Annotated in this window: 19 protein-coding genes and 1 pseudogene; 9 read left to right on the top strand and 11 right to left on the bottom strand. The window is 59.1% G+C overall.

Annotated elements, in window-relative coordinates; all coding sequences use genetic code 11:
• Nucleotides 1-195 precede the first annotated feature (195 nt).
• The 7 genes from AC1DVH_RS07200 (at nucleotide 196) to AC1DVH_RS07170 (ending at nucleotide 7,338) form a co-directional block, all read left to right on the top strand.
• Nucleotides 196-1,761: an MBOAT family O-acyltransferase gene (locus AC1DVH_RS07200; RefSeq protein WP_477753204.1), complete on the top strand. Its 1,566-nt coding sequence runs from the start codon at nucleotides 196-198 to the stop codon at nucleotides 1,759-1,761.
• An 11-nt stretch (nucleotides 1,762-1,772) separates the two neighbouring features.
• Nucleotides 1,773-2,948 carry an alginate O-acetyltransferase gene (locus AC1DVH_RS07195; protein WP_477753203.1) on the top strand — a complete coding sequence of 392 codons (1,176 nt, stop codon included), beginning with the start codon at nucleotides 1,773-1,775 and terminating at the stop codon, nucleotides 2,946-2,948.
• Between the two features lie 14 nt (nucleotides 2,949-2,962).
• Nucleotides 2,963-3,619 carry an alginate O-acetyltransferase AlgF gene (locus tag AC1DVH_RS07190; RefSeq protein WP_477753202.1) on the top strand — a complete coding sequence of 219 codons (657 nt, stop codon included), beginning with the start codon at nucleotides 2,963-2,965 and terminating at the stop codon, nucleotides 3,617-3,619.
• 208 nt (nucleotides 3,620-3,827) lie between these two features.
• Nucleotides 3,828-5,279 carry a mannose-1-phosphate guanylyltransferase/mannose-6-phosphate isomerase gene (locus AC1DVH_RS07185; protein ID WP_477753201.1) on the top strand — a complete coding sequence of 484 codons (1,452 nt, stop codon included), beginning with the start codon at nucleotides 3,828-3,830 and terminating at the stop codon, nucleotides 5,277-5,279.
• Between the two features lie 217 nt (nucleotides 5,280-5,496).
• Nucleotides 5,497-5,961 carry a multidrug transporter gene (locus AC1DVH_RS07180; RefSeq protein WP_477753200.1) on the top strand — a complete coding sequence of 155 codons (465 nt, stop codon included), beginning with the start codon at nucleotides 5,497-5,499 and terminating at the stop codon, nucleotides 5,959-5,961.
• Between the two features lie 33 nt (nucleotides 5,962-5,994).
• On the top strand, nucleotides 5,995-6,819 hold the full coding sequence (locus tag AC1DVH_RS07175) for an SDR family oxidoreductase (RefSeq protein ID WP_477753199.1): 825 nt from the start codon (nucleotides 5,995-5,997) through the stop codon (nucleotides 6,817-6,819).
• Between the two features lie 120 nt (nucleotides 6,820-6,939).
• The gene (locus AC1DVH_RS07170; protein WP_477753198.1) at nucleotides 6,940-7,338 is read left to right on the top strand and encodes a DUF4440 domain-containing protein; all 399 of its coding nucleotides are present in this window, start codon (nucleotides 6,940-6,942) and stop codon (nucleotides 7,336-7,338) included.
• A gap of 40 nt (nucleotides 7,339-7,378) precedes the next feature.
• Here AC1DVH_RS07170 and AC1DVH_RS07165 read toward each other — a convergent pair whose 3' ends face one another.
• The 4 genes from AC1DVH_RS07165 to AC1DVH_RS07150 form a co-directional block, all read right to left on the bottom strand.
• The gene (locus AC1DVH_RS07165; RefSeq protein ID WP_477753197.1) at nucleotides 7,379-8,242 is read right to left on the bottom strand and encodes an efflux RND transporter periplasmic adaptor subunit; all 864 of its coding nucleotides are present in this window, start codon (nucleotides 8,240-8,242) and stop codon (nucleotides 7,379-7,381) included.
• A gap of 24 nt (nucleotides 8,243-8,266) precedes the next feature.
• Nucleotides 8,267-8,467, bottom strand: a complete 201-nt coding sequence (locus AC1DVH_RS07160; protein WP_477753196.1) for a DUF1656 domain-containing protein — start codon at nucleotides 8,465-8,467, stop codon at nucleotides 8,267-8,269.
• On the bottom strand, nucleotides 8,457-10,649 hold the full coding sequence (locus AC1DVH_RS07155) for an FUSC family protein (protein WP_477753195.1): 2,193 nt from the start codon (nucleotides 10,647-10,649) through the stop codon (nucleotides 8,457-8,459). Before AC1DVH_RS07155 ends, AC1DVH_RS07160 begins: the two co-directional genes overlap by 11 nt.
• Before the next feature lie 138 nt (nucleotides 10,650-10,787).
• Nucleotides 10,788-12,287 carry an efflux transporter outer membrane subunit gene (locus AC1DVH_RS07150; protein WP_477753194.1) on the bottom strand — a complete coding sequence of 500 codons (1,500 nt, stop codon included), beginning with the start codon at nucleotides 12,285-12,287 and terminating at the stop codon, nucleotides 10,788-10,790.
• Between the two features lie 281 nt (nucleotides 12,288-12,568).
• Between AC1DVH_RS07150 and AC1DVH_RS07145 the strand changes: the two genes are divergently transcribed.
• Nucleotides 12,569-13,537, top strand: a complete 969-nt coding sequence (locus tag AC1DVH_RS07145) for a LysR family transcriptional regulator (RefSeq protein ID WP_477753193.1) — start codon at nucleotides 12,569-12,571, stop codon at nucleotides 13,535-13,537.
• 111 nt (nucleotides 13,538-13,648) lie between these two features.
• On the opposite strand, the pseudogene AC1DVH_RS07140 reads toward AC1DVH_RS07145, so the two are convergent.
• The 6 genes and pseudogenes from AC1DVH_RS07140 to AC1DVH_RS07115 form a co-directional block, all read right to left on the bottom strand.
• A pseudogene (locus AC1DVH_RS07140) lies at nucleotides 13,649-13,807 on the bottom strand (Rid family hydrolase); the annotation flags it as partial.
• Between the two features lie 31 nt (nucleotides 13,808-13,838).
• Nucleotides 13,839-13,997 carry a hypothetical protein gene (locus AC1DVH_RS07135; RefSeq protein WP_477753192.1) on the bottom strand — a complete coding sequence of 53 codons (159 nt, stop codon included), beginning with the start codon at nucleotides 13,995-13,997 and terminating at the stop codon, nucleotides 13,839-13,841.
• Nucleotides 13,994-14,770: a hypothetical protein gene (locus AC1DVH_RS07130; RefSeq protein ID WP_477753191.1), complete on the bottom strand. Its 777-nt coding sequence runs from the start codon at nucleotides 14,768-14,770 to the stop codon at nucleotides 13,994-13,996. The genes AC1DVH_RS07135 and AC1DVH_RS07130 overlap by 4 nt, the downstream gene beginning before the upstream one ends.
• A 29-nt stretch (nucleotides 14,771-14,799) precedes the next feature.
• On the bottom strand, nucleotides 14,800-14,988 hold the full coding sequence (locus AC1DVH_RS07125) for a hypothetical protein (protein WP_477753190.1): 189 nt from the start codon (nucleotides 14,986-14,988) through the stop codon (nucleotides 14,800-14,802).
• Entirely contained in the window at nucleotides 14,985-15,758 is a 774-nt protein-coding gene (locus AC1DVH_RS07120; RefSeq protein WP_477753189.1) for a hypothetical protein, read from the bottom strand. The genes AC1DVH_RS07125 and AC1DVH_RS07120 overlap by 4 nt, the downstream gene beginning before the upstream one ends.
• A gap of 29 nt (nucleotides 15,759-15,787) precedes the next feature.
• Nucleotides 15,788-17,830 carry a lipase family protein gene (locus AC1DVH_RS07115; RefSeq protein ID WP_477753188.1) on the bottom strand — a complete coding sequence of 681 codons (2,043 nt, stop codon included), beginning with the start codon at nucleotides 17,828-17,830 and terminating at the stop codon, nucleotides 15,788-15,790.
• Nucleotides 17,831-18,521: 691 nt separating this feature from the next.
• Here AC1DVH_RS07115 and AC1DVH_RS07110 point away from each other — a divergent pair.
• Nucleotides 18,522-19,949, top strand: coding sequence for an IS1182 family transposase (locus tag AC1DVH_RS07110; protein ID WP_477753187.1), 1,428 nt, complete (start codon nucleotides 18,522-18,524; stop codon nucleotides 19,947-19,949).
• A gap of 658 nt (nucleotides 19,950-20,607) precedes the next feature.
• On the opposite strand, the gene AC1DVH_RS07105 is transcribed toward AC1DVH_RS07110, so the two are convergent.
• Nucleotides 20,608-21,520 (bottom strand): hypothetical protein (locus tag AC1DVH_RS07105; RefSeq protein WP_477753186.1); only part of this gene is annotated, 913 nt, incomplete at its 5' end.

Below are 21,520 nucleotides of genomic sequence, written 5' to 3'. Positions count from 1 at the left end.
GTGGGAGCGAGCTTGCTCGCGATAGCGGTCTGACATTCRACATYGATGTYGACTGACACTCCGTCATCGCGAGCAAGCTCGCTCCCACAGGGTCGATGTCGAAAGTGAGTTTTGTGAGTTACCCCCCGGATTTCTGTGGGGGGTTTGGGGGGGCCGTTGGCCCTTGACTGTTGGTTCAAACAAGGAGAGATCGGGATGGTTTTTTCGTCCAACGTGTTCCTGTTTTTGTTCTTGCCGATCTTTCTCGGCTTGTACTACCTGAGCGGGCAWCGCTATCGCAWTTTGCTGCTGCTGATTGCCAGCTACGTGTTCTACGCCTGGTGGCGTGTGGACTTCCTCGCACTGTTCGCGGCGGTTACGCTGTGGAACTACTGGATCGGCCTGAAAGTCGGTGCCGCCGGGGTCAGGACCAAACCGGCGCAGCGCTGGCTGCTGCTCGGCGTGGCCGTCGACCTGTGCATCCTCGGCTACTTCAAGTACGCCAACTTCGGCGTCGACAGCATCAACGCGATGATGACGTCGGTGGGTCTTTCGCCATTCATCCTGACCCACGTGCTGTTGCCGATCGGGATCTCGTTCTACATCTTCGAGTCCATCAGCTACATCATCGACGTCTACCGTGGCGACACCCCGGCGACCCGCAACCTGATCGACTTCGCGGCGTTCGTGGCGATCTTCCCGCACCTGATCGCCGGCCCCGTGTTGCGTTTCCGCGACCTGGCCGACCAGTTCAACAACCGCACCCACACCCTCGACAAGTTCTCCGAGGGCTGCACGCGGTTCATGCAGGGTTTCATCAAGAAAGTCTTCATCGCCGATACCCTGGCGGTGGTGGCCGACCACTGCTTCGCCCTGCAAAATCCGACCACGGGCGATGCCTGGCTCGGCGCGCTGGCGTACACCGCGCAGCTGTATTTCGACTTCTCCGGTTACAGCGACATGGCCATCGGCCTGGGCTTGATGATGGGTTTTCGCTTCATGGAAAACTTCAAGCAGCCTTACGTCAGCCAGTCGATCACCGAGTTCTGGCGGCGCTGGCACATCAGCCTGTCGACCTGGCTGCGTGACTACCTGTACATCACCCTCGGCGGCAACCGCAAAGGTACGCTGATGACCTATCGCAACCTGTTCCTGACCATGCTGCTCGGTGGTCTGTGGCACGGCGCGAACATCACCTACATCGTCTGGGGTGCGTGGCACGGCATGTGGCTGGCGATTGAAAAAGCCATCGGCCTGAATACTTCTCCACGCAGCTTCAACCCGATCCGCTGGGTGATGACCTTCCTGCTGGTGGTGATGGGCTGGGTGATCTTCCGCGCGGAAAACCTGCACGTCGCCGGGCGCATGTACGGCGCGATGTTCAGCTTCGGTGACTGGTCGCTGTCGGAACTCAACCAGGCCAGCCTCACCGGCCTGCAAGTGGCAACGCTGATCGTGGCTTACGTGACCCTGGCGTTCTTCGGCCTGCGCGATTTCTACACCAATCAGCCTCCGGTGAAGACCAAGCCTGCAGTGAACGTCGACGCCGACGGCCCGGCCGCTGCGACACCGGGAACGATCAAGGCCGTGCCTGGGGATAACCCGGCAAACATCCACCAGCCAGGCTACACCGTCGGCGTCGAAGCCCAGGTGCAACCGGCCTACTGGACCGCTGACTGGTCGCGCTACGTGATGCGTGCGCTGGTGCTGCTGCTGTTCATCGCCTCGATTCTCAAACTCTCGGCGCAAAGCTTCTCGCCGTTCCTTTACTTCCAGTTCTGAGGGATCTGACCATGACCCGCTCATTACGCATCTTCTACATCGTGCTGTTCCTGGTGACCCTGCTGGTGCTGGGTCTGTGGTCGGTGCGCAGCTTCTTCGGCTTCAGCACCAACGCCGATGCGACGGTGCTCAACGGTCGCTGGACCAAGGCCGTGGAAACCCACTACGACGACGAGTTCCCGATCAAGCGCCTGGGCACCAACCTCTGGGCCGCGCTGGACTTCAAACTGTTCAACGAAGGTCGTCCGGGCGTGGTGCTCGGTCGCGACCAGTGGTTGTACAGCGATGAAGAATTCCACCCGGTGGTCAACGAAGAGTTGAACCTGCAAGGCAACTACGCGCTGGTCGAAGGCGTGCGCCAGACACTGAAAGAGAAAGGCGTGCAACTGGTGATGGCGGTGGTGCCGGCCAAGGTGCGCCTGTATCCGGAACACCTCGGTGAAGTGAAACCGGCGAGCATCCACGCCAACCTCTACAAGGACTTCCACCAGCGCCTGGCCGCCGACCGGATTCCGGCCCCTGACCTGCTCGGCCCGCTGCAACAGGCCAAACAGGATGGTCAGCAAGTGTTCCTGCGCACCGACACCCACTGGACGCCGCAAGGCGCCGAGATCGCTGCCAACCGTCTGGCCAAAACCATCGCCGACAAGTATCCGCTGAGCGGCGAGCCGCAGCGCTTCGTCACCGAACCTGCGGAAACCGTCACCCACAAGGGCGACCTGCGTCTGTTCCTGCCACTGGACCCGCTGTTCGAAAACCTGATGCCCAAGCAAGAAACCTTGCAGAAGCGCAATACGGTCGCGGCAGAAGATCGGCCCGCCGGCGACGACGCGCTGTTCGCCAACACCGAAGTGCCGGTGGCCCTGATCGGCACCAGCTACAGCGCCAACCCCAACTGGAACTTCGTCGGCGCGCTCAAGCAGGCGCTGCACAGCGACGTGGTCAATTACGCCGAAGACGGCCACGGCCCGATTCTGCCGATGCTCAGCTACCTGAAAAGCGATGCCTTCAAGAACAGCCCGCCACAGGTGCTGATCTGGGAGTTCCCTGAACGATATCTGCCCGTGAACAACGAAATCGGCGACGCCGACCCGCAGTGGGTCGCAGAGCTTAAACAAGCCGGCGCCCGCCAACAAAACGTAGCCAACATCAACAAATCCGAGACGCCCGACCGGGCGCAAAACTGAAAGAGAGGTACACCATGACTTTCACTACAACTCCTCGTCGTCTCGCTAAAAGCTTTGCCCTGGTTGCCGGCCTCAGCGTGCTGTCGGTACAGGCTTTCGCCGGTGGCGACGCCGCCCTGTACGGCCCGACCGCACCGAAAGGCTCGACCTTCGTGCGCATCTACAACGCCAGCAACGCCGAAGTCAGCGCCACCGTCGGCAGCACCAACCTGAGCGACGTCGCGCCACTGTCCAGCAGTGACTTCAGCTTCATGCCGGGCGGCGACTACAGCGCCAAGGTCGGTAGCCAGAGCCTGCCGGTGAAATTGGCCGGCGACCACTATTACACCCTGGTCAACAACGCCAGCGGCGCACCGCAACTGATCGAAGAGCCGCCGTTCAAGAACAAGCAGAAGTCCCTGGTACGCATGCAAAACCTCAGCGACAAGGCGCTGACCCTGAAGACCGCAGATGGCAAGACCGACGTGGTCCCGAACGTGGCAGCCAAAGGCCGTGGCGAACGTGAAATCAACCCGGTGAAGGTCAGCCTGGCGCTGTATGACGGCGCAACCAAAGTCGGCGACGTAAAACCGGTCGCCCTGGAACGCGGTGAAGCCGCGGTGCTGTACGTCACCGGCAGCGGCAGCAGCCTGTCGCCGGTCTGGGTGAAACGCCCGGTGTCGACGCGCTAATGATTTTTCCGCAGAGGTAACGTCGATCTCTGTAGGAGCTGCCGCAGGCTGCGATCTTTTGATTCTCGGCGTCATTGAATACGCCAAAAGATCRCAGCCTTCGGCAGCTCCTACACAGGCAGCGCAACCCCTGCGACACGGAACAAAAACAAGAGTGAAACGACAGAACGCAGTAGCTCTAACCAATCGAAATTCAAGGAGTAACAACATGATTCCGGTGATCTTGTCAGGTGGTAGTGGCTCACGTCTTTGGCCGCTTTCSCGCAAACAATTCCCTAAACAGTTCCTGGCCCTGACCGGCGAACACACCYTGTTCCAGCARACCCTCGAACGCCTGGTGTTCGAAGGSATGGACWCGCCMATCGTGGTCTGCAACAAGGACCACCGCTTCATCGTCAACGAGCAATTAGCGGCGCGCAAACTGGAAACCCAACGCATCCTGATGGAACCGTTCGGTCGCAACACYGCGCCGGCCGTGGCCCTGACTGCGATGATGCTGGTCAGTGAAGGTCGCGACGAGCTGATGCTGGTACTGCCGGCCGACCACGTGCTGGAAGACCAGAAGGCCCTGCAACGCGCCCTGGCCCTGGCCACCGTCGCCGCCGAAAACGGTGAAATGGTGCTGTTCGGCGTGCCGGCCACCAAGCCGGAAACCGGTTATGGCTACATCAAGTCGACCAACGACTCGCTGCTGCCTGAAGGCGTAAGCCGCGTCTCGCACTTCGTCGAAAAACCTGACGTGAAGCGCGCCACCGAGTTCGTCCAGTCCGGCGGTTACTTCTGGAACAGCGGCATGTTCCTGTTCCGCGCCAGCCGCTTCCTCGAAGAGCTGAAGAAGCACGATCCGGACATCTACGACACCTRCCTGCTGACCCTGGAACGCAGCCATCAGGATGCCGACACCATCACCTTCGACGAAGCCACCTTCGCTTGCTGCCCGGACAATTCCATCGACTACTCGGTGATGGAAAAAACCCAACGCGCCTGCGTCGTGCCGCTGACCGCTGGCTGGAGCGATGTCGGCTGCTGGTCGTCGTTGTGGGAAGTCAATAAAAAAGACGCCAACGGCAACGTCACCAAAGGCGACGTGGTGATCCAGGACAGCAAAAACTGCATGATCCACGGCAACGGCAAACTGGTGTCGGTGATCGGCCTGGAAAACATCGTCGTGGTCGAAACCAAGGACGCCATGATGATCGCCCACAAGGACAAGGTCCAAGGCGTGAAACAGATGGTCAACACCCTCAACGAACAAGGCCGCAGCGAAACCCAGAACCACTGCGAGGTCTACCGTCCGTGGGGCTCCTACGACTCGGTGGACATGGGCGGGCGCTTCCAGGTCAAGCACATCTCGGTCAAACCGGGCGCTTGCCTGTCGCTGCAGATGCACCACCACCGCGCCGAACACTGGATCGTCGTCAGCGGCACCGCCGAGGTGACCTGTGACGAAAACGTGTTCCTGCTGACCGAGAACCAGTCGACCTATATTCCGATCGCTTCGGTGCATCGCCTGCGTAACCCGGGGAAGATTCCGTTGGAGATCATCGAGGTGCAGTCGGGGAGCTATCTGGGTGAGGACGATATCGAGCGGTTTGAGGATATCTACGGGCGCTCGACGCCGATTGAGCGTGGGGTTGCGGTGAAGACTATCGCGCAGTAACGTTCAGTAAAACAAGAAGCCCTCGTCCAGCCTACTGCGTTCCCTATCCGCAGCAGGCTGGGCGGGGGCTTTTTTTGCACTGGGTTTTGTATTGCCTTGCCTGGCCTCATCGCGAGCWWGCTCGCGATGAGGCCAGGCAGCACACCACCGAATCGCCCATCGCCAACCCCACCTTCGCTTAGGTAGGATGACCTCTCTATTCCCGAGATTTCATGTCATGTTCATCGGCGTCCTGCTGGTTATCACCTGGCTGGTCCTGTTGCTGCGCTATCCGGCCAAGGCCTTGCCCGTATCACTGGCGGCTGCCGCTGGGCTGGGCATCGTCGCGACCTGGGTCATCTGGATGGACCACCGCGAACTCAAGCAACTGCAACGCCTGGAGTTGCGCATCAGTTACGCGCCACAACAATGTCCCGCCGACCGCCCATTGCAATTGACCCTGAACAACGGCAATGACGTGCCGCTGACGGAGTTGCGCTGGCGGGTCGCGGCTTATGCACCGGGCGATACGGTGAACCTGGCCGACAACCAATACACCGCCCCACGCTATCGTGGCCCCGGCGAATTGCAGGCCGGTGGCAACTGGGAAGATTGCTTGCCGCTGCCGCCATTGCGTCCTGGCTACCGTCCGGAAACCCTGGAGTTTCGCGCCGAGCGGTTGCAGGGTAGTTTTTCCGACTGATCCCTCCCCCACTTTTTGCACAAGGAATGCGCCATGCCCGTTGCGTTGATTACCGGTTGTTCCAGTGGCATCGGCCGTGCCCTTGCCGATGCGTTCAAGGGCGCTGGTTATGAAGTCTGGGCCAGTGCGCGCAAGGTCGAAGATGTCGCCATGCTGAGCGCTGCCGGATTTACCGCTGTGCAACTTGACGTAAACGACGGTGTTGCCCTTGAGCAGTTGAGCGACCGCATCAACCAGGAGCGCGGTGGTCTCGACGTGCTGATCAACAACGCGGGTTATGGTGCCATGGGACCACTGCTCGATGGCGGCGTACCGGCCATGCAGCGCCAGTTCGAAACTAATGTGTTCGCTGTCGTTGGCGTCACTCGCGCGATGTTTCCTGTGCTGCGCCGGACCAAAGGATTGGTCGTGAATATCGGCAGCGTTTCGGGTGTGTTGGTCACGCCATTCGCCGGCGCCTACTGCGCCTCGAAAGCCGCCGTGCATGCCTTGAGCGATGCCTTGCGCATGGAACTGGCGCCGTTCGGCGTGCGAGTGATGGAAGTCCAGCCGGGGGCCATCGCTTCCAGCTTTGCCAAGAATGCCGGGCACGAAGCCGAGCAACTGATCAGTGAGCAATCGCCATGGTTTCCGCTGCGCGAAGGCATTCGCGCCCGGGCCAGGGCTTCCCAGGACAAACCGACCCCGGCCAGTGAATTCGCCGCCGGATTGCTCAAGGCTGTGCAGCAGAACAAACCTGCGCGACTGGTGCGCCTGGGCAATGGCAGTCGTGCATTGCCGCTGATGGCCAGTTTGTTACCCAAGGGTTTGCTCGAATCCGGGCTGATGAAGCGGTTCGGGTTGCGCGGGCAGCTCTGAAACCGAGTCGCCGCTATCGCGAGCAGGCTCACTCCTACATTGAAATGCGTTTCCCTGTAGGAGTGAGCCTGCTCGCGATGGCGTCAGAACAGACACTGCAAAATTTCAGGAATGACTTCCATGACCGACTACACCGAATACTTCGACGAAGTGATCCAGGCCCACGTGGCCATCGAACAATGGCTGGCCGAAGAGCGGGACGCGTCCGAACTCGAAAAACTGCTGACACGGTTTTCGCCGCAGTTCTCCATGGTCTCGCCGCTCGGTCGGGTGCTGGATTTTGACGCGCTGAAAGAATTGTTCACGCTGGCGGGCGGCAAGAAACTCGGGTTCCGCATCGAGCTCAGCGAGTTGTGTGGCATTGCGTTGTACGACGGCGGCGCGACCGTGAGTTACCGCGAGCAGCAGACCGATGCGACCGGACTGCACTCGGATCGTCGCTCCACGGTGGTGTTTGAAAAACACGCCGATGGCCGGGTGATCTGGCGGCATCTGCATGAGACGTTTTGCAAGGAGTGAACCTCTGTCTTATGCCTGCGAGACCGAACCGGTCTACCTGTCATGCACCATTGTCCTGCTTCACCACCACCGTGCACGTGATCCCCGCCGCCAACAGCACCCCTTCCGGCACTTCATCGATGTGGATGCGCACCGGCACCCGTTGCGCCAGGCGAACCCAGTTGAAGGTCGGGTTTACATCGGCGATCAACTCGCGGCTCTCCGGGTTGTCGCGGTCGTAGATGCCACGCGAGATGCTTTCCACGTGGCCCTTGAGTACTTCGCCGCTCATCAGTTGCATGTCGGCCTTATCACCCACGCGCACATGGGGCAGCTTGGTTTCTTCGAAGAAGCCGTAGACCCAGAACGAGTTCATGTCGACCACGGCCATTTTCGCCTCGCCGATGCGCGCGTAGTCGCCGCGATGCACGTTGAGGTTGGTGACATAGCCGTCTACCGCCGCACGCACTTCAGTGCGTTTGAGATTGAGTTCGGCGGCTTCCAGTTGCGCCTGGGCCTGTTGGTAATCGGCCAGGGCCGAGTCAGCAAGATTGCTGGCGTCGTCACGGTTTTCCCGGGAGATCACCAGGTTGTCCATATCGGCTCGACGATGGGCGTTGACCTTGCGCATCTCCCAGGTCGCCTTGCGCGATGCCACCAGGCTTTGAGCCTGCTTGACTGCAAGGCGGTAGTGCTCGGGGTCGATCTGCATCARCAAATCGCCCTTCTTCACCAGTTGGTTGTCGCGCACCGGCACGTCCACCACTTCGCCGGTAACGTCGGCGGCGGCGTTGATGATGTCGGCGCGCACGCGGCCGTCACGGGTCCACGGCGTGTTCATGTAGTGCTCCCACAAGGAGCGGCCGATCCACAGCGCGAGGGCCAGCACCAGCAAGGTCGCGAGCAGGCTGAAAAACTTTTTCATCGGGGCATTCTCAGTGATAGAGAGTCAACGGTAGACAGTCAGCGCCAACGCGCCGAACAGACAGGTAAACAGGCTCAGGCGCAGCAACGCCGGGTGCCAGAAGAAGCGGTACAGATCGAACCCGGACAGGAACCGGTCGAGCGCCCAGGCAAGCGCCGCCGCGATGAAAAACATCAGGGTCATGGTCGGCATGTACACGCCGTGGAAGGCGAATTCACGAGGCATGTGCAAGTCCTTGTGGCTGGTTGCTGGCGAAGGTGGCAAGCGGTGATTGCGGGTCGAGCAGCGAGGTGCGGATGAAGTGCAGGTAGCTCTTCACCCGGCGCAACGCCGAGGTATCGAAGTGTGGGGCGAAGGGTTCGTCGGTGGACTGCACACGGCTGATGGCGTGATCGACTGCGACCAGAGCGCGTTCGAGGTTGCTGCTGTTCGGTTGCAGGAACAGCCGCACCAGTGCACGCCCCATCACCCGGATCGCCTGGCGCCATGGCTGGGATTCGGCATAGGCCGGATGCACCGGCAGAATCGCCTGTTCCTTGCGCAATTCGATGATCGCGTGACCGACTTCCAGCACCACGAACATCCAGCGCAGCAATTCGCGCTGCACTTGCGGTTGCCCCGCCGCGAAGCCGTAGGCCTGATGCACCAGATCGCGGGTGCGGCTTTCGAAACTCGACGCCAGCCCCTTGAGCTTGCCGCTGATGGCGTACACCACCTGACCGCGCAGGTCCTGCTCCAGCCGACGCCACAACCAGCGGCTGTTGGGCGGCAGAATGATCGCCCCGGCCGCTGCGCACACCAGCATGCCCAGCACCATGGCGATGTAGTCGTTGATGAAGGTGTAGGGGTTGTAGACCGTGAGGTTGTCCGGCACTGAACCTGTGCTGAAGAAGATCAGCAAGCCCAGGCCGACACCGACGTATTGCGGCCGCGAGGTCAGGAACGAGCCGAATACGATCACCGGTGCGAGCATCACGCACAACAATGGAAATCCGTCGATCCACGGGAAAATGAAAAACATCTCGACGAAGCCGATCAGCGCCCCGAGCAATGTCCCGCACGCCATCTGAAAGGCCATGCGTTTCGGGTTCGGGGTGGCGGCGGACAAGCCCACGGTTGCAGCAGCGATCAGGGTCATGGTCGCGCCGCTCGGCCAGGCGGTTGCCACCCAGTAGCTGCCCAAAACCACCAGGATGAACGCTGCGCGAATCCCCGATGCCGCCGCGGCCATCCAGTTGGTTTGCGGGGTGAACGGCTCGTCCCAGCGCTCCCGCTCGTGACTGTGATCGGCCAGGGAGGCGTGGGTCTGCGCATAACCGTGCAGGTCGTCGACGAAGCGATAGAGCAGCTCGTACGCGGTGTGGAAATCCAGTTGTTCAGCATCGCTCGGATTGTGCTGCTGGAACGTCGCCCGCAGACAGCGTACCCGCGCCGGCAAACCTTCTTTGTATGCGGTCAGCACCGCGACCAGACGCGCCGCATCGGCGCTGGTCAGGGCACGACCGCTGAAGCCGTCGAGCAATTCGGCGAGGTCCTGCAAACCCGGTTTGATCGCCGCCGCCACCTGGTCCGCCGCGCTGTTGCGCAAGCGTTCGAGCAACTGGTGCAAGGCGTTGAAGCGCGTGGTGATGCCCATGAACTCGCTGTTCAGGCGACTGAGCCGGCCATTGCGTCGACGCATGTGCGGGTCTTCAAACACAGTGACGCTGCGCAAGCCTTCCAGGCCCACCGCTTCGGCGATGAAACGCACGTTGCCGGCCTCGAACGCGTCGCGCTGACTGCGACCGCGCAAGCCGTCGGTGACGAACAGGGCGAACACGCCAAAGCGCTGATACAAGGCATTGCGCATCGCCGCGCTCGCCGATTGCGGCAGGATGGCGGCACTGATCAGGGTCGAACAGAGAATGCCCAACGAGATTTCCAGCACCCGCCAGACCGCCGCCATGAACGCACCCTCCGGATGGGCCAATGCGGGCAAGCCGACCATCGCGGCGGTGTATCCTGCGAGTACGAAACCGTAGGCGCGGAAGTTGCGGCAGCGGGCGGCGCCGGCCGTGCAGATGCCGACCCAGATCGCCAGCGAACCGAGGAACAATTCTGTGTTCTGCGCAAACAGGGCGATCAGCGCGACCATCACCGCCGACCCGGCCAAGGTGCCGAGGAAACGATAGAAGCTCTTGGCGAACACCTGGCCGCTTTGCGGCTGCATGACGATGAACACGGTGATCATCGCCGTGCGCGGTTGCGGCAGCTCCAGGCGCATGGCCAGCCACAGCGTCAGGAACGCGGCGAACAGCACCTTGAAGATGTAGACCCAGGTCACGCCGTCGCTGCGTGCCCAGTCGAAGAAACCCCGGCGCCATTCCAGGGAGTACAGCCAGCGCAAGGGTGCGGGCAAGGGAGTCATCAAATCCTGCTCAATAAATTCCAGTGAAACCCGGAACCTGTGGGAGCGAGCTTGCTCGCGATAGCGGAGTATCAGCCGGCATCAATGTTGGATGTGCCGCCCTCATCGCGAGCAAGCTCGCTCCCACAGGTTTTGTGTTCAACGCAAAAGGCTCGGGGTTTTCGGTGCTGCTGTCTGGCTGTCTTTCGGCACATCGTTGCCCGCCCCCAGACCGCCGCCCAACGCCGTCACCAGCTCTGCATGAGCACTCAACCGCGCCGCCTGAACCTGCTGCTGCACTTGCTGCTGCTTGAACAGCAGGGTCTGGGCGTTGAGCACGTTGAGGTAGTCGGTCAGGCCACGCTGATAGGCGATCATCGCGATGTCGTAGGTCTTCTGCGCGGTGGCCACCGACTCGGCGGCGAAAGCCTGTTGCTTGTCCATGGACTCGCGGCGGATCAACTGGTCGGAGATGTTTTTCAGCGCGTTGACCAGGGTCTGGTTGTACTTGGCCACGGCGATGTCATACCCGGCCGAGGCTTCGCCCAGTTCCGAGCGCAAACGCCCGCCGTCGAAGATCGGCAGCGAAATCGCCGGACCCACGCTGTAGTTGAGTTTCTTGCCGGTCAAGAACTCCAGCGCCCCGCCGCCGGTGGCCATGTAGCCGAGGCTGCCGACCAGATCGACATTCGGGTAGAAACCGGCATGAGCAACATCGATGCCCCGCGCCTGCGCCGCCACTTGCCAGCGGCTGGCGACCACGTCCGGGCGCTGCCCGAGCAATTGCGCCGGCAGCGAAGACGGCAGTTTCAGTGGTGCCCCCAGCGACAGCGTTGGCCGCTGCAACTGCGCGCCTTCCCCGGGTCCCTTACCGGCCAGGGCCGCGAGTTGGTTGCGGCTCAAGGCGATTTCTTCGTCGAGGGCATCGAGCTGGCGATGGGTTTCCGGCAGCGGCGTCTCGGCCTGGCTGACTTCGAAATGAGTGCCGATGCCACCGTTCAGGCGTTTTTGCGCCAGCTCGAGAATCTGCTGTTGCTGCTTCAAGGTCGCTTCGACGATGTCCCGCTGGGCGTAATGCAACGACAACTCGATGTAGACCCGTACGATGTTGTCCTGCAGTTCGAGCTGGGCTTGGCGCGCTTCGGCGACGCTCATGTGCGCCATGTCCACGGCGCGCTCGGTGGCATTGCTTTCGCGACCCCAGAGGTCGAGGGCATAGCTGAAACCCAGCGCCGCGTTATTGTCCCAGGTGGTGCTGTTGGCCAGTTCGCCGGGGCCATAGAACTGGTCGGTAGGCCAGTTGTGACGCTTGAGGGTGGACTCGCCATTGATCTGCAGGGACTCGGCTGCTTCGGCCACGCCGGCCATGGACCTGGCCTGACGCACCCGAGCGGCGGCCATGGCCAGGCTCGGGCTGCCTTGCAGGGCGAGGTCGATCCAGCGATTCAGTTGCGGGTCGCCATAGGCTTGCCACCATTGCGCGGTGGGCCAATGCGCATCTTGCGCGGCGCTCTGGATCGCTTCGTCGGTGGCCAGTGAATTGGCCTCCAGCGCCTTGCCCTGCGGGGCAATACCTCCGGTTCCGATGCAGCCGCTGATTGCCAGGGTTAAAGCCAAAACACTGAGCGGCTGAAGCGCTCTGTTGATGCGACGCGGCACTGCTGCGATTTCCTGAGGTGGGGAGATGTTCTGTGCGTAGGAGCTGCCGAAGGCTGCRATCTTTTGACGTTGCTTTTAGAAGCGAAGATCAAAAGATYGCAGCCTTCGGCAGCTCCTACAGAGGTGAGCGCAATTCTATGGGGCGGCCTGAAGGGCGATAAGCTGGGATTCCTGTGAATCTTTGTTACCGTTAACGAGATAATCCGTAGGTAGATCCTTAGTCGCCTGTAAATAAACAGAAACTTCGTGTCACAATTTGTCATTCGACGAGAGAGCACCCCATGGACACTTTGCAAAACATGCGCGCCTTCAGTTACGTGGCCGAGGCTGGCAGCTTCACCGCCGCCGCCGTACAACTGGACACCACCACGGCCAACGTCTCGCGCGCGGTCTCCAACCTGGAAGCCCACCTGCAAACCCGTCTGCTCAACCGAACGACCCGCCGTATCGCCCTGACCGAAGCCGGCAAGCGCTACCTGTTGCGCTGCGAACAGATCCTGGCCTACGTCGAAGAAGCCGAAGCCGAGGCCAGCGACGCCCACGCACGCCCGGCCGGGCAACTGAAAGTGCACACCATGACCGGCATCGGCCAGCACTTCGTGATCGACGCCATCGCCCGCTACCGCAAGACCCACCCGGACGTGACTTTCGACCTGACCATGGCCAACCGCGTGCCGGACCTGCTCGACGAAGGCTACGACGTGTCCATCGTCCTCGCCAGCGAACTACCGGATTCGGGTTTCGTCTCCCAACGCCTGGGCATCACCTACAGCATCGTTTGCGCCTCGCCGGCCTACGTCAAAGCCAACGGCTGCGCACAAAAACCCAGCGACCTGCTCAACCACGCCTGCCTGCGCCTGGTCAGCCCGGTGATTCCGCTGGAAAAATGGGCCTTCGACGGTCCTGATGGCCAGGAAATGGTCACCATCAACAGCTCACCCTTCCTGGTGAACTCCGCCGACGCGATGAAATCCGCGATCATCAGCGGCATGGGCGTTGGCGTCCTGCCGCTGTACGCCGCGATAGAAGGCCTGCGCAACGGCACGCTGGTACGCATGATGCCCAAATACCGCTCGCAGGAACTGAATCTGTATGCGATCTACCCGTCGCGCCAGTACCTGGATGCGAAGATCAAGACCTGGGTCGAGTACTTGCGCGGATCGTTGCCGGAATTGCTGGCGGCGCATCAGGCGGAATTGGCGGCGTATGAATTGAGCGGGAGTTTGGGTGGGGTTCGGGTGGCGAATTGAGAGTGGCCAAGTTCACAGATTGATCCGGTTTGTCTGCCAGAGATCGGCTGGCTGGCAGGGCATCTTCGCGGGCAAGCCCGCTCCTACAGAGTTGTGTGTGTGCCGGGAGACTTAGGCCTTGACCGCTATCGCCGTCACTTCCACACGCATGCCTTCCACCACCGGGGACGCCACGCCCACCGCAGCACGCACTGGCCATGGCTTGGCGAAGTAGCGTTTGTAGACCTCGTTGAACGTGGCGCGGTCGGCCATGTCGGTGCGGTAGATGGTCGGTACAGGCTTCCGTCGGCACGGGCCGGGCTCACCAGTGGACTCTTTCGTAGCAGGCACTCGGGTCGGCCACGGCATCGGCCTGTTGCGTCACCCGCAAGGTTTCGCCGAGACGACTTTGCAAATCGAGGAACACCCGGTTGCGTGCCAGTTCGAAGGGGGTGTGCAGGGCAGGAAAAACGAGGCTCACTGCTTGCTCTCCGTTGCCTGGCGGATAGTTTGCAATTTGCGGAAATTAGGTCCCCAGCGACCATCCGGTTCGACACTGCCATCGGGATAAGTGATGACCGTGTGGTTACCTTCTTTCTTTACCTTTGGCCCGGCCGAATAAACTACAAAGTCAGGGTGCAAGATGGGTTCGAAATACACCTGCCGGGCTTGCAGGGCCTGATACATCAAGTAAATATCGCCATCACTTGTTAAGTTGACAGTTTTTTTATAGGGACCTAAAAACTCCTCATCAACCCAAAGGTAATAGTCCTTCTTGATCGCCAAATCGCCATCTACTTTGATAGGTAACCCGGAACTTCTGGAGGGTCGATTGTGGTCAAACATCACCACCACTCCCCCGCCTGCGCCGTAAGTCACGCTCTCGCCAAAGCGGGCGGGATTGCCATACGCGACACCAAACATCACATTGCTCAGATGCCACTGACACGCGCCGCCGCCATCGATCGGCAGCTTTGCCTGGTAGAGATCACTCGCCCCCAGACGTTGCAATTGCACGTCAATGCCGTGATAACCCTCCAACTCGATGCGCTCGCCGCTCGCCCCATGGGTGATGTTTTTGCACACTGCCGAGCGATACATCACCTCCAGGGTTTCCGTTTCGAGTTCCTGGGGTACTTTCACCGTGATGGTCATCTGTTCGCTATCCGCTGGTGGCGCCAATCTTCGATCCTTGGCGCAACCGCTGAGGCTGACGCACAGAGTGAGTATCGCGATGGGCATTTTCTTGATCATGGTCGGATCCTTGACGGCGCGGGCTGGGCTCAACAGTGGGTTCTTTCGTAGCAGGCGCTCGGGTCGGCCACGGCGTCGAAACGTTGCAACGCTTCGGCACCGCCATCGGCCTGTTGCGTCACCCGCAAGGTTTCGCCGAGACGACTCTGCAAGTCGAGGAATACCCGGTTGCGTGCCAGTTCGAAGGGGGTGCGCAGGGCAGGAAAAACGAAGCTCACTGTTTGCTCTCCGCTGCCTGGCGGATCGCTTGTAACTTTCGGAAATCTGGTTGGAAACGACCGTCGGCCACGGTCGTACCATCTGGATAAGAGAATTTTATGAAGCTGCCTATTTTATGTACCTTGGTACCCTCCGACTTGACCAGAAAGTCGGAATGCAGGACGGGTTCGAAATACACCTGCCGAACTTGCAGAGCCTGATACTTTAAGTAGATATGGCCCTCACCCGCCAAGCTGATCTGTTTTCTATAGCCTCCAAGAAAGGCTTCACTCAACCACGGGTAATAGTCCCTCTTGATCGTCAAGTCCCCTTCAACCTTGATGTCCGCGCCACCGCGAGGCGAGTTGTTGTGATCGAAGATCACCACCACACCACCGCCTGCCCCGTAAGTCACGTTTTCGCCAAAGTTTGTGGGATGGCCATAAGCGACGCCAAAAGTCACGTTGCTCAATCGCCATTGGCAGACACCGCCACCATCGATCGGCAGCTTGGCCACATAGAGGTCGCTTTGTCCCTTACGCACGAGTTGCAGATCGGTACGTTGATAGCCATCGCGTTGATAGGCTTCGCCAAAGGCGGAGTGGTCAGTAAAGGTGCACAGAGTCGAGCGATACATCACCTGCAGGTTTTCCGTTACCAGCTCCTTCGGCACTTTCACCGTCACGGTTATCGATTCGCCATCCGGCGGCGGCGCCAGGCTCTGATCCTTGGCGCAACCATTGAGGCTGATGCACAGAGTGAGTATCGCGATGGACATTTTCTTGATCATGGTCAGATCCTTGACGGCGCGGGCCGGGCTCAACAGTGGGCTCTTTCGTAGCAGGCACTCGGGTCGGCCACGGCATCGAAGCGTTGCAACGCTTCGGCACCGCCATCGGCCTGTTGCGTCACCCGCAAGGTTTCGCCGAGACGACTTTGCAAATCGAGGAACACCCGGTTGCGTGCCAGTTCGTCTTCGACAAGGCTCCCGTAGTTGTCCCTGGTCTGTTGTTCGAAATTCTGTCGATCCAGTTGCCGCTTCAACAACGGCGAGCGCTCAGGGTTGATTGACTCCAGTAACTGGCCGTAGATGTATGGCTGGTAATTACTCATGAAGTGATTGCCGAGACCCACGAACCGGCCTGCCTTGGGATTGCTGAAGGGCGGGAAAAACCTCGCCCGGCTTTCGGCGGTCAACGAGGTGGTGAGGCGCTGCTGCGCCTGCTCGGCCTGCTGGTCGTCGTCGGGACTCAGGCTCGGGACCAGGTAAAACTTGACCTTTTCCGACAGGCGATAGGCGATGGTGGTGTTGTAAGGCGCGCCGAGCCCGTCCTTGTTGCGGTAGGCGGGGTACGGCGAGCCTCGCCGAAGGGTGTGCTGTTCGGCCTTGAAAAACATGGCGATTTCGCCGTGGTGACAGAAGGGATCGCCATGGCGGAACAACTGGCTGGCGGTCAACTGCAGCATCGACCAGGCAAACCCCAGAGTAGTGCCCAGCGGGCCATAGAGGTCGTACAGGTAGTTATCCAACGCCGCTTCGGGCGGCACGCTGGGGATCAGGTCGATGTCGTTGACATGACGGAAATGTACGATCTCGTTGAGGCACGTTACGGCCTTGAGGGTGAAGGTGCGTGGCATGCCGTAGGTGTACAGCAGTGGATTTCGCTCTTTCAGCGATGCGGCATGGACCAGACCGAGGGCGCCCCCCAGGCTGTGGCCGCAAATGAACAACCCCTTACCTTCGATAGCTTCAGGAATCGTCTTACCCAGATCCTTCGCATAAACTCTTCTGGCCAGTTCGAACGCATCGCGAAAGCCCAAATGCACACTGCCCTCTGGAGTCAAATCGGCACAGGGCACCTTGGGCTCGCACAAGGCCTGCACTTGCGGTTTTACCGGGCGGAAAGTCGCATCAGTACCTGGATCGGCGAACCCATCCACTTCTGTACCCCGCCAACCCACCAGCACCTGGGTGGCATTGATGGCATAAAACAGCTGGGTGTCCCCCTCTGGCGGTCGAGCCTGAGTGGTGTCCAACGGTTCAGCGATGGTGTAACGCCCATTGAAGGGAACATCGGTGACCACGCACGGCAATTTCTGACCACTGTCCAGAATTATGGGGGTACGCGATAAGTCCAAACATTGCCGCTCGAAGAACTCCTTAACGGAACCCAATGCATTCTCGGGCCGCGTGCTGTACGCCAAAATACTCATCAGCGCCAGGTTGTAAGCATTGACCAGGCTGTACTCTGCTTGGTGATGCAAGGTCAGTGACCAGGCGCGCAGCGGGCAGACTTCCAGCACATGCCGACGATCGAGTTGATCGTCGCCGATGGTAAACCCGCCAAACTTTGGGTCCGGAAAATGGTAGGCCGGGGGCTGCCTGGGATCGGCCAACGGTGGATCGAAGGCCGGCAGTCGATCGCACAACTGGCCGATGCGCAGGTAGTGATAACCATGGCCGGCGGCGACCGCCCGCTGTTCGATGGGCGAGAAGCCCGAACGCTGCGGACCATACAGCGGCGTGCGATCAGCGAAACCGGGGCGCGCGGGTTCGGCTCGCTCGGCACGCAGGCGACGGGTTTGCAGTTGCTCGGCCAAGGACTCGGCGTCTATCAGCAGGGTGATGGCCAGCGGATGCAGGCCGTCAAGGCGGATCATCCCCTCGGCATCGGTGTGGCCCGTGTACTGCGCAATGAAGTCGACACGGGTCGCCTCGTTCAGCGCGCGATAAGGCAGGTTCGCCAGTGGCTCGCCCTGTTCATCGAGCAACTGGAATTCGATCCAGTGCTTGATCTGTTTGCCGCACATCACCTCTTTGCACGAGCCCAGTGTGTCCGTACGGTGCAACCTATCGTTCATGTCAGTCCCTTTACGTGAGTGTTGATCGACCGGTTGGCCCTGGCGGTTGTCGCCATGCCAGTCCGATACCTCGACGAAGCCCGGATTGGGCTCGTGCTCAAGCGCAGGAGAGCTTTCAGGAACCTGACTGACTTAGAAATAGGAAGCTTCTGAGGGGCGCGTAGGAATCGTCCGGAATGGGACTAATTGACCCGGATTAGAAATGTCTCAAGCGGGGGAAGCATGCAGTGTTCGACTTGAGTTTATTGCGAGTGCATGGATGCCTTCGCTGGTAAGCCAGCTTCTGCCGGAGCACGTATGCGCTTGAGATCAGGTCGGCTGGGCAATGCCGCCATTTAGCGCGGTAATAGTGCCCATGCCGATCAAACTGTGGGAGCTGGCTTGCCAGCGATGGCGTCGGGTCAGTCACCATTGAAGTTGGATGGACTGCCGTCATCGCGAGCAAGCTCGCTCCCACAGAAGAGCAAAAACAGATCGGCGTACACCCGTTGCTTCTCACCACTCATCAGGCCGAGCGTTAGCTCGCCTGCAGCTCTTGATCCATACGCCCCCTCGAGAGGCCGAGYGSAGGTTCTGCGYAGTGGGCAACCCGGCATGGATGCCGGGTTAGCCGCCCCCGGCCCAGAGTGTGTAAAAACTCCAAAGCAAACCCTTGCTATGATTTCCCAGGATTTCATCGCAAGGGTTGCCCATGAAACGCTTCATTCAAGGTGAACACCGAGGTCAAAGGACCCTGCTCCCCGAGAGCCTGGACGATTACGTCAGCGAGACTAATCCGGTGCGTGTTGTCGATGTCTTCGTTGATGAACTTGACCTGATCACCTTGGGTTTTGAAAGTGCTATCCCTGCTGAAACTGGCCGACCTGCCTACCATCCGACAGTCATGCTGAAGATCTACATCTATGGCTATCTAAACCGCATCCAGTCGAGCCGACGCCTTGAACGCGAGGCGCAGCGCAACGTCGAGCTGATGTGGCTTACCGGTCGACTGATGCCGGACTTCAAGACCATCGCCAACTTCCGTAAAGACAACAGCAAGGCCATTCGAGGCGTTTGCCGACAGTTTGTTGTGCTGTGTCAGCAATTGGGGCTCTTCACGGAAAATTTCGTCGCCATAGATGGCAGCAAATTTAAGGCCGTGAACCACCGCGACCGCAACTTCACCAGCGCCAAGCTGAAACGCCGGATGGAAGAAATCGAGTCGAGCATTACCCATTATCTGAAGGCGCTGGATGCAGCTGATCGSGAAGAGACCAAGTCTTCAGGGCCCAAAGGCGGCCTGGAAGAGAAAATCGYCAAACTGAAGGAGCAGATGAAGGCRCTTCAGGCGATTGAAATACAGCTTGAGGAGTCGCCGGACAAACAGGTCTCACTGACCGACCCGGACGCGCGCTCCATGATGACAAGCGGCAAAGGRATCGTGGGTTACAACGTACAGACGGCGGTCGATACCAAGCATCATCTGATCGTCGCGCACGAGGTGACCAATGAGGGTCAYGACCGTGATCAGCTCAGYTCGATGGCCCAGCAGGCCCGTGAGGCGATGAAACTCGAATCGTTGTCGGTGGTGGCTGACCGGGGGTATTACAAAAGCGGGGAGATCCTTGCCTGCCACGAGGCAGGGATTAGCGCTTATGTACCGAAGACGCTGAGCTCGCGCGCCAAATTCGATGGCCGCTTCAACAATGACGAGTTTGTTTACGACGCGGACAAAGATGTGTACGTCTGCCCCGCCAAGGAAGTGCTGATCTGGCGAAACTCTTACGTCGATAAAGGCAAGACGCTGAGCAGTTACTGGAGCTCCAACTGCCGGTCATGCTCGATAAAGGCGCAATGCACACCGGCCAGAGAGCGAAAGGTTCGTCGCTGGGAACATGAAGCGGTGCTGGAGGAAATGCAGGTCCGCCTGGACAATACGCCCCAGATGATGAGCATCCGCAAACGGACCGTCGAGCATCCCTTCGGGACGCTTAAACAATGGATGGGTGCGACACACTTTTTGACCCGACGACTTGCCGGGGTGAGCACCGAAATGAGCTTGAATGTGCTCGCTTACAACTTGAAGCGAGTGATGAAAATCCTCGGTACGCAGAATCTGATGAAAGCGCTGGCGGCCTGAAAAGCCTTCTGTTTTGCCCGATGGACGAGCTGAGAAGCGTTACTGGTGGCATTAAAAGCGGGCTGGAGCTACGAAGAGCGCTTTAGGTGTAGTTAGCCAGCCAAACATCGTCGGCGCTAGTGTCGACGATGTTTGAACCAGTTTTTACACACTCTGGACCCAAAGCGGCCTGTCAGTTGTGCTACAGAATCAAGGGCGATTCATACATAGCTTGTCCTTATCGCTCAAAGGCAGTTGTAATTTACGTGAATTGATTACCCAGCTATCTCGATAGTGCGGTAGCTCCTTTGCAGAAAGCTACCGCCAACTAACGAAACGGGCGCGATTAACGCGGAAAATCCGGTTCTACCTGATCGCTAAGAGCGCAGTAAGTACACCTTAGCTACTGAGCCTTGAACAATCATTGGACCAACCCAAGTCGGTGTCACTCCATCGGGTAGAGCTTTGGATAATATTGGTATGCCGAGAGAGGGGATGGGGGCAGTATTAAGCTCTTCGAATTCAACCAGATTGGAGATTATGTTTATGGCATTCGTCCAAATTTGGCTGCCTACGAACTTTGATCCGAGCGCTTCCTCCCCTTCGATAGCTATCGACTGTTGATCCAGTGTAAATTGTCCGGAGAGTTCTACATGATAATTAGCCATAATTTTTTCTCCTACTTTAGAAGGCCCGAACCTTTTAGCGCTTTTTCCAGACTGTTTATACGTTCAGGAGTTCCATTTCTCAGTATATCTAGCAGAGAGGCACGGGTATCCTCTGCGGTCTTCTGCGTAGAGAGGCCGAGCGCAGATAAAGCGATATTTGCTTTACCCATAGCTTGATCATCTATCGTCCATATCGAGTCTCGAATGGCCTTGCGACGTGTAATTTCGTCGTTCGTTGGTACTTCAAGTGCACGTACTTTATCCAACGCAGTCTGTTTATCGTTCTCGGCTTTGGTCGTAATTACGGAAATTGCGCCAAACACGGTTCCAGCAGTGAAGTAGGCGTTGATGTCGTCCATAGCCGCTGTGCCGTCGTAGATTTCAACGGTGTCGCGTTGACTCGTCTTTATATGTAGTAATACTGAGGCGCGCGCGGCCCCCATTGCAGAGACAAGCGCTGGCACGGTTTTATCGTAAAAATAGTTTTTGTCGACGATTCCAAACGCGCCTATGACACCTGCATTGAGTAGGGCAAAGTTTTCTTTCGCAGAGGCACTACCGACTAATACGCCTGCGATGCTGGATGCCAGAGTCGTTCCGGCAACTGCGGCGGAGGTATCGGCACGATCAGCTACCAAGTCTCGTTCAAATTGATTGAAATTAAGATTGATAACAGCGATAGCTTTGTTTTGTAGGCGGTTGCGCTCCTGTTCTGACGTTGCTGCTTGCAGATTGGCTAAGTCTATAGCGGTCAGGTCAATACGATTAATAATATCTGCGCTGGGTTGGTATAAGGGGGGGGTGCCTCGAAACGAGCAGCCTGATAGTAGTGTAATCGCAAAACAGATTACAAGTGACCGCACGGCGATCAATGCATGGAAGGAACCAGATATTGGTAGCAAATTGATCATCGGTGCTCCTCCC

This window comes from Pseudomonas sp. P4_C3 (assembly GCF_056402075.1).
The sequence above is the reverse complement of the archived record's forward strand: the minus strand, read 5'-3'. Positions and strand labels throughout refer to the sequence as shown.

What these genes read in the sequence shown, in the direction of transcription:
- AC1DVH_RS07170 (WP_477753198.1), top strand. Translation starts at nt 6,940, where the DNA reads ATGACCGACTACACCGAATACTTCGACGAAGTGATCCAGGCCCACGTG.
- AC1DVH_RS07175 (WP_477753199.1), top strand. Translation starts at nt 5,995, where the DNA reads ATGCCCGTTGCGTTGATTACCGGTTGTTCCAGTGGCATCGGCCGTGCC.
- AC1DVH_RS07190 (WP_477753202.1), top strand. Translation starts at nt 2,963, where the DNA reads ATGACTTTCACTACAACTCCTCGTCGTCTCGCTAAAAGCTTTGCCCTG.
- AC1DVH_RS07120 (WP_477753189.1), bottom strand. Translation starts at nt 15,758, where the DNA reads ATGATCAAGAAAATGTCCATCGCGATACTCACTCTGTGCATCAGCCTC.
- AC1DVH_RS07145 (WP_477753193.1), top strand. Translation starts at nt 12,569, where the DNA reads ATGGACACTTTGCAAAACATGCGCGCCTTCAGTTACGTGGCCGAGGCT.
- AC1DVH_RS07155 (WP_477753195.1), bottom strand. Translation starts at nt 10,649, where the DNA reads ATGACTCCCTTGCCCGCACCCTTGCGCTGGCTGTACTCCCTGGAATGG.
- AC1DVH_RS07130 (WP_477753191.1), bottom strand. Translation starts at nt 14,770, where the DNA reads ATGATCAAGAAAATGCCCATCGCGATACTCACTCTGTGCGTCAGCCTC.
- AC1DVH_RS07160 (WP_477753196.1), bottom strand. Translation starts at nt 8,467, where the DNA reads ATGCCTCGTGAATTCGCCTTCCACGGCGTGTACATGCCGACCATGACC.
- AC1DVH_RS07195 (WP_477753203.1), top strand. Translation starts at nt 1,773, where the DNA reads ATGACCCGCTCATTACGCATCTTCTACATCGTGCTGTTCCTGGTGACC.
- AC1DVH_RS07180 (WP_477753200.1), top strand. Translation starts at nt 5,497, where the DNA reads ATGTTCATCGGCGTCCTGCTGGTTATCACCTGGCTGGTCCTGTTGCTG.
- AC1DVH_RS07115 (WP_477753188.1), bottom strand. Translation starts at nt 17,830, where the DNA reads ATGAACGATAGGTTGCACCGTACGGACACACTGGGCTCGTGCAAAGAG.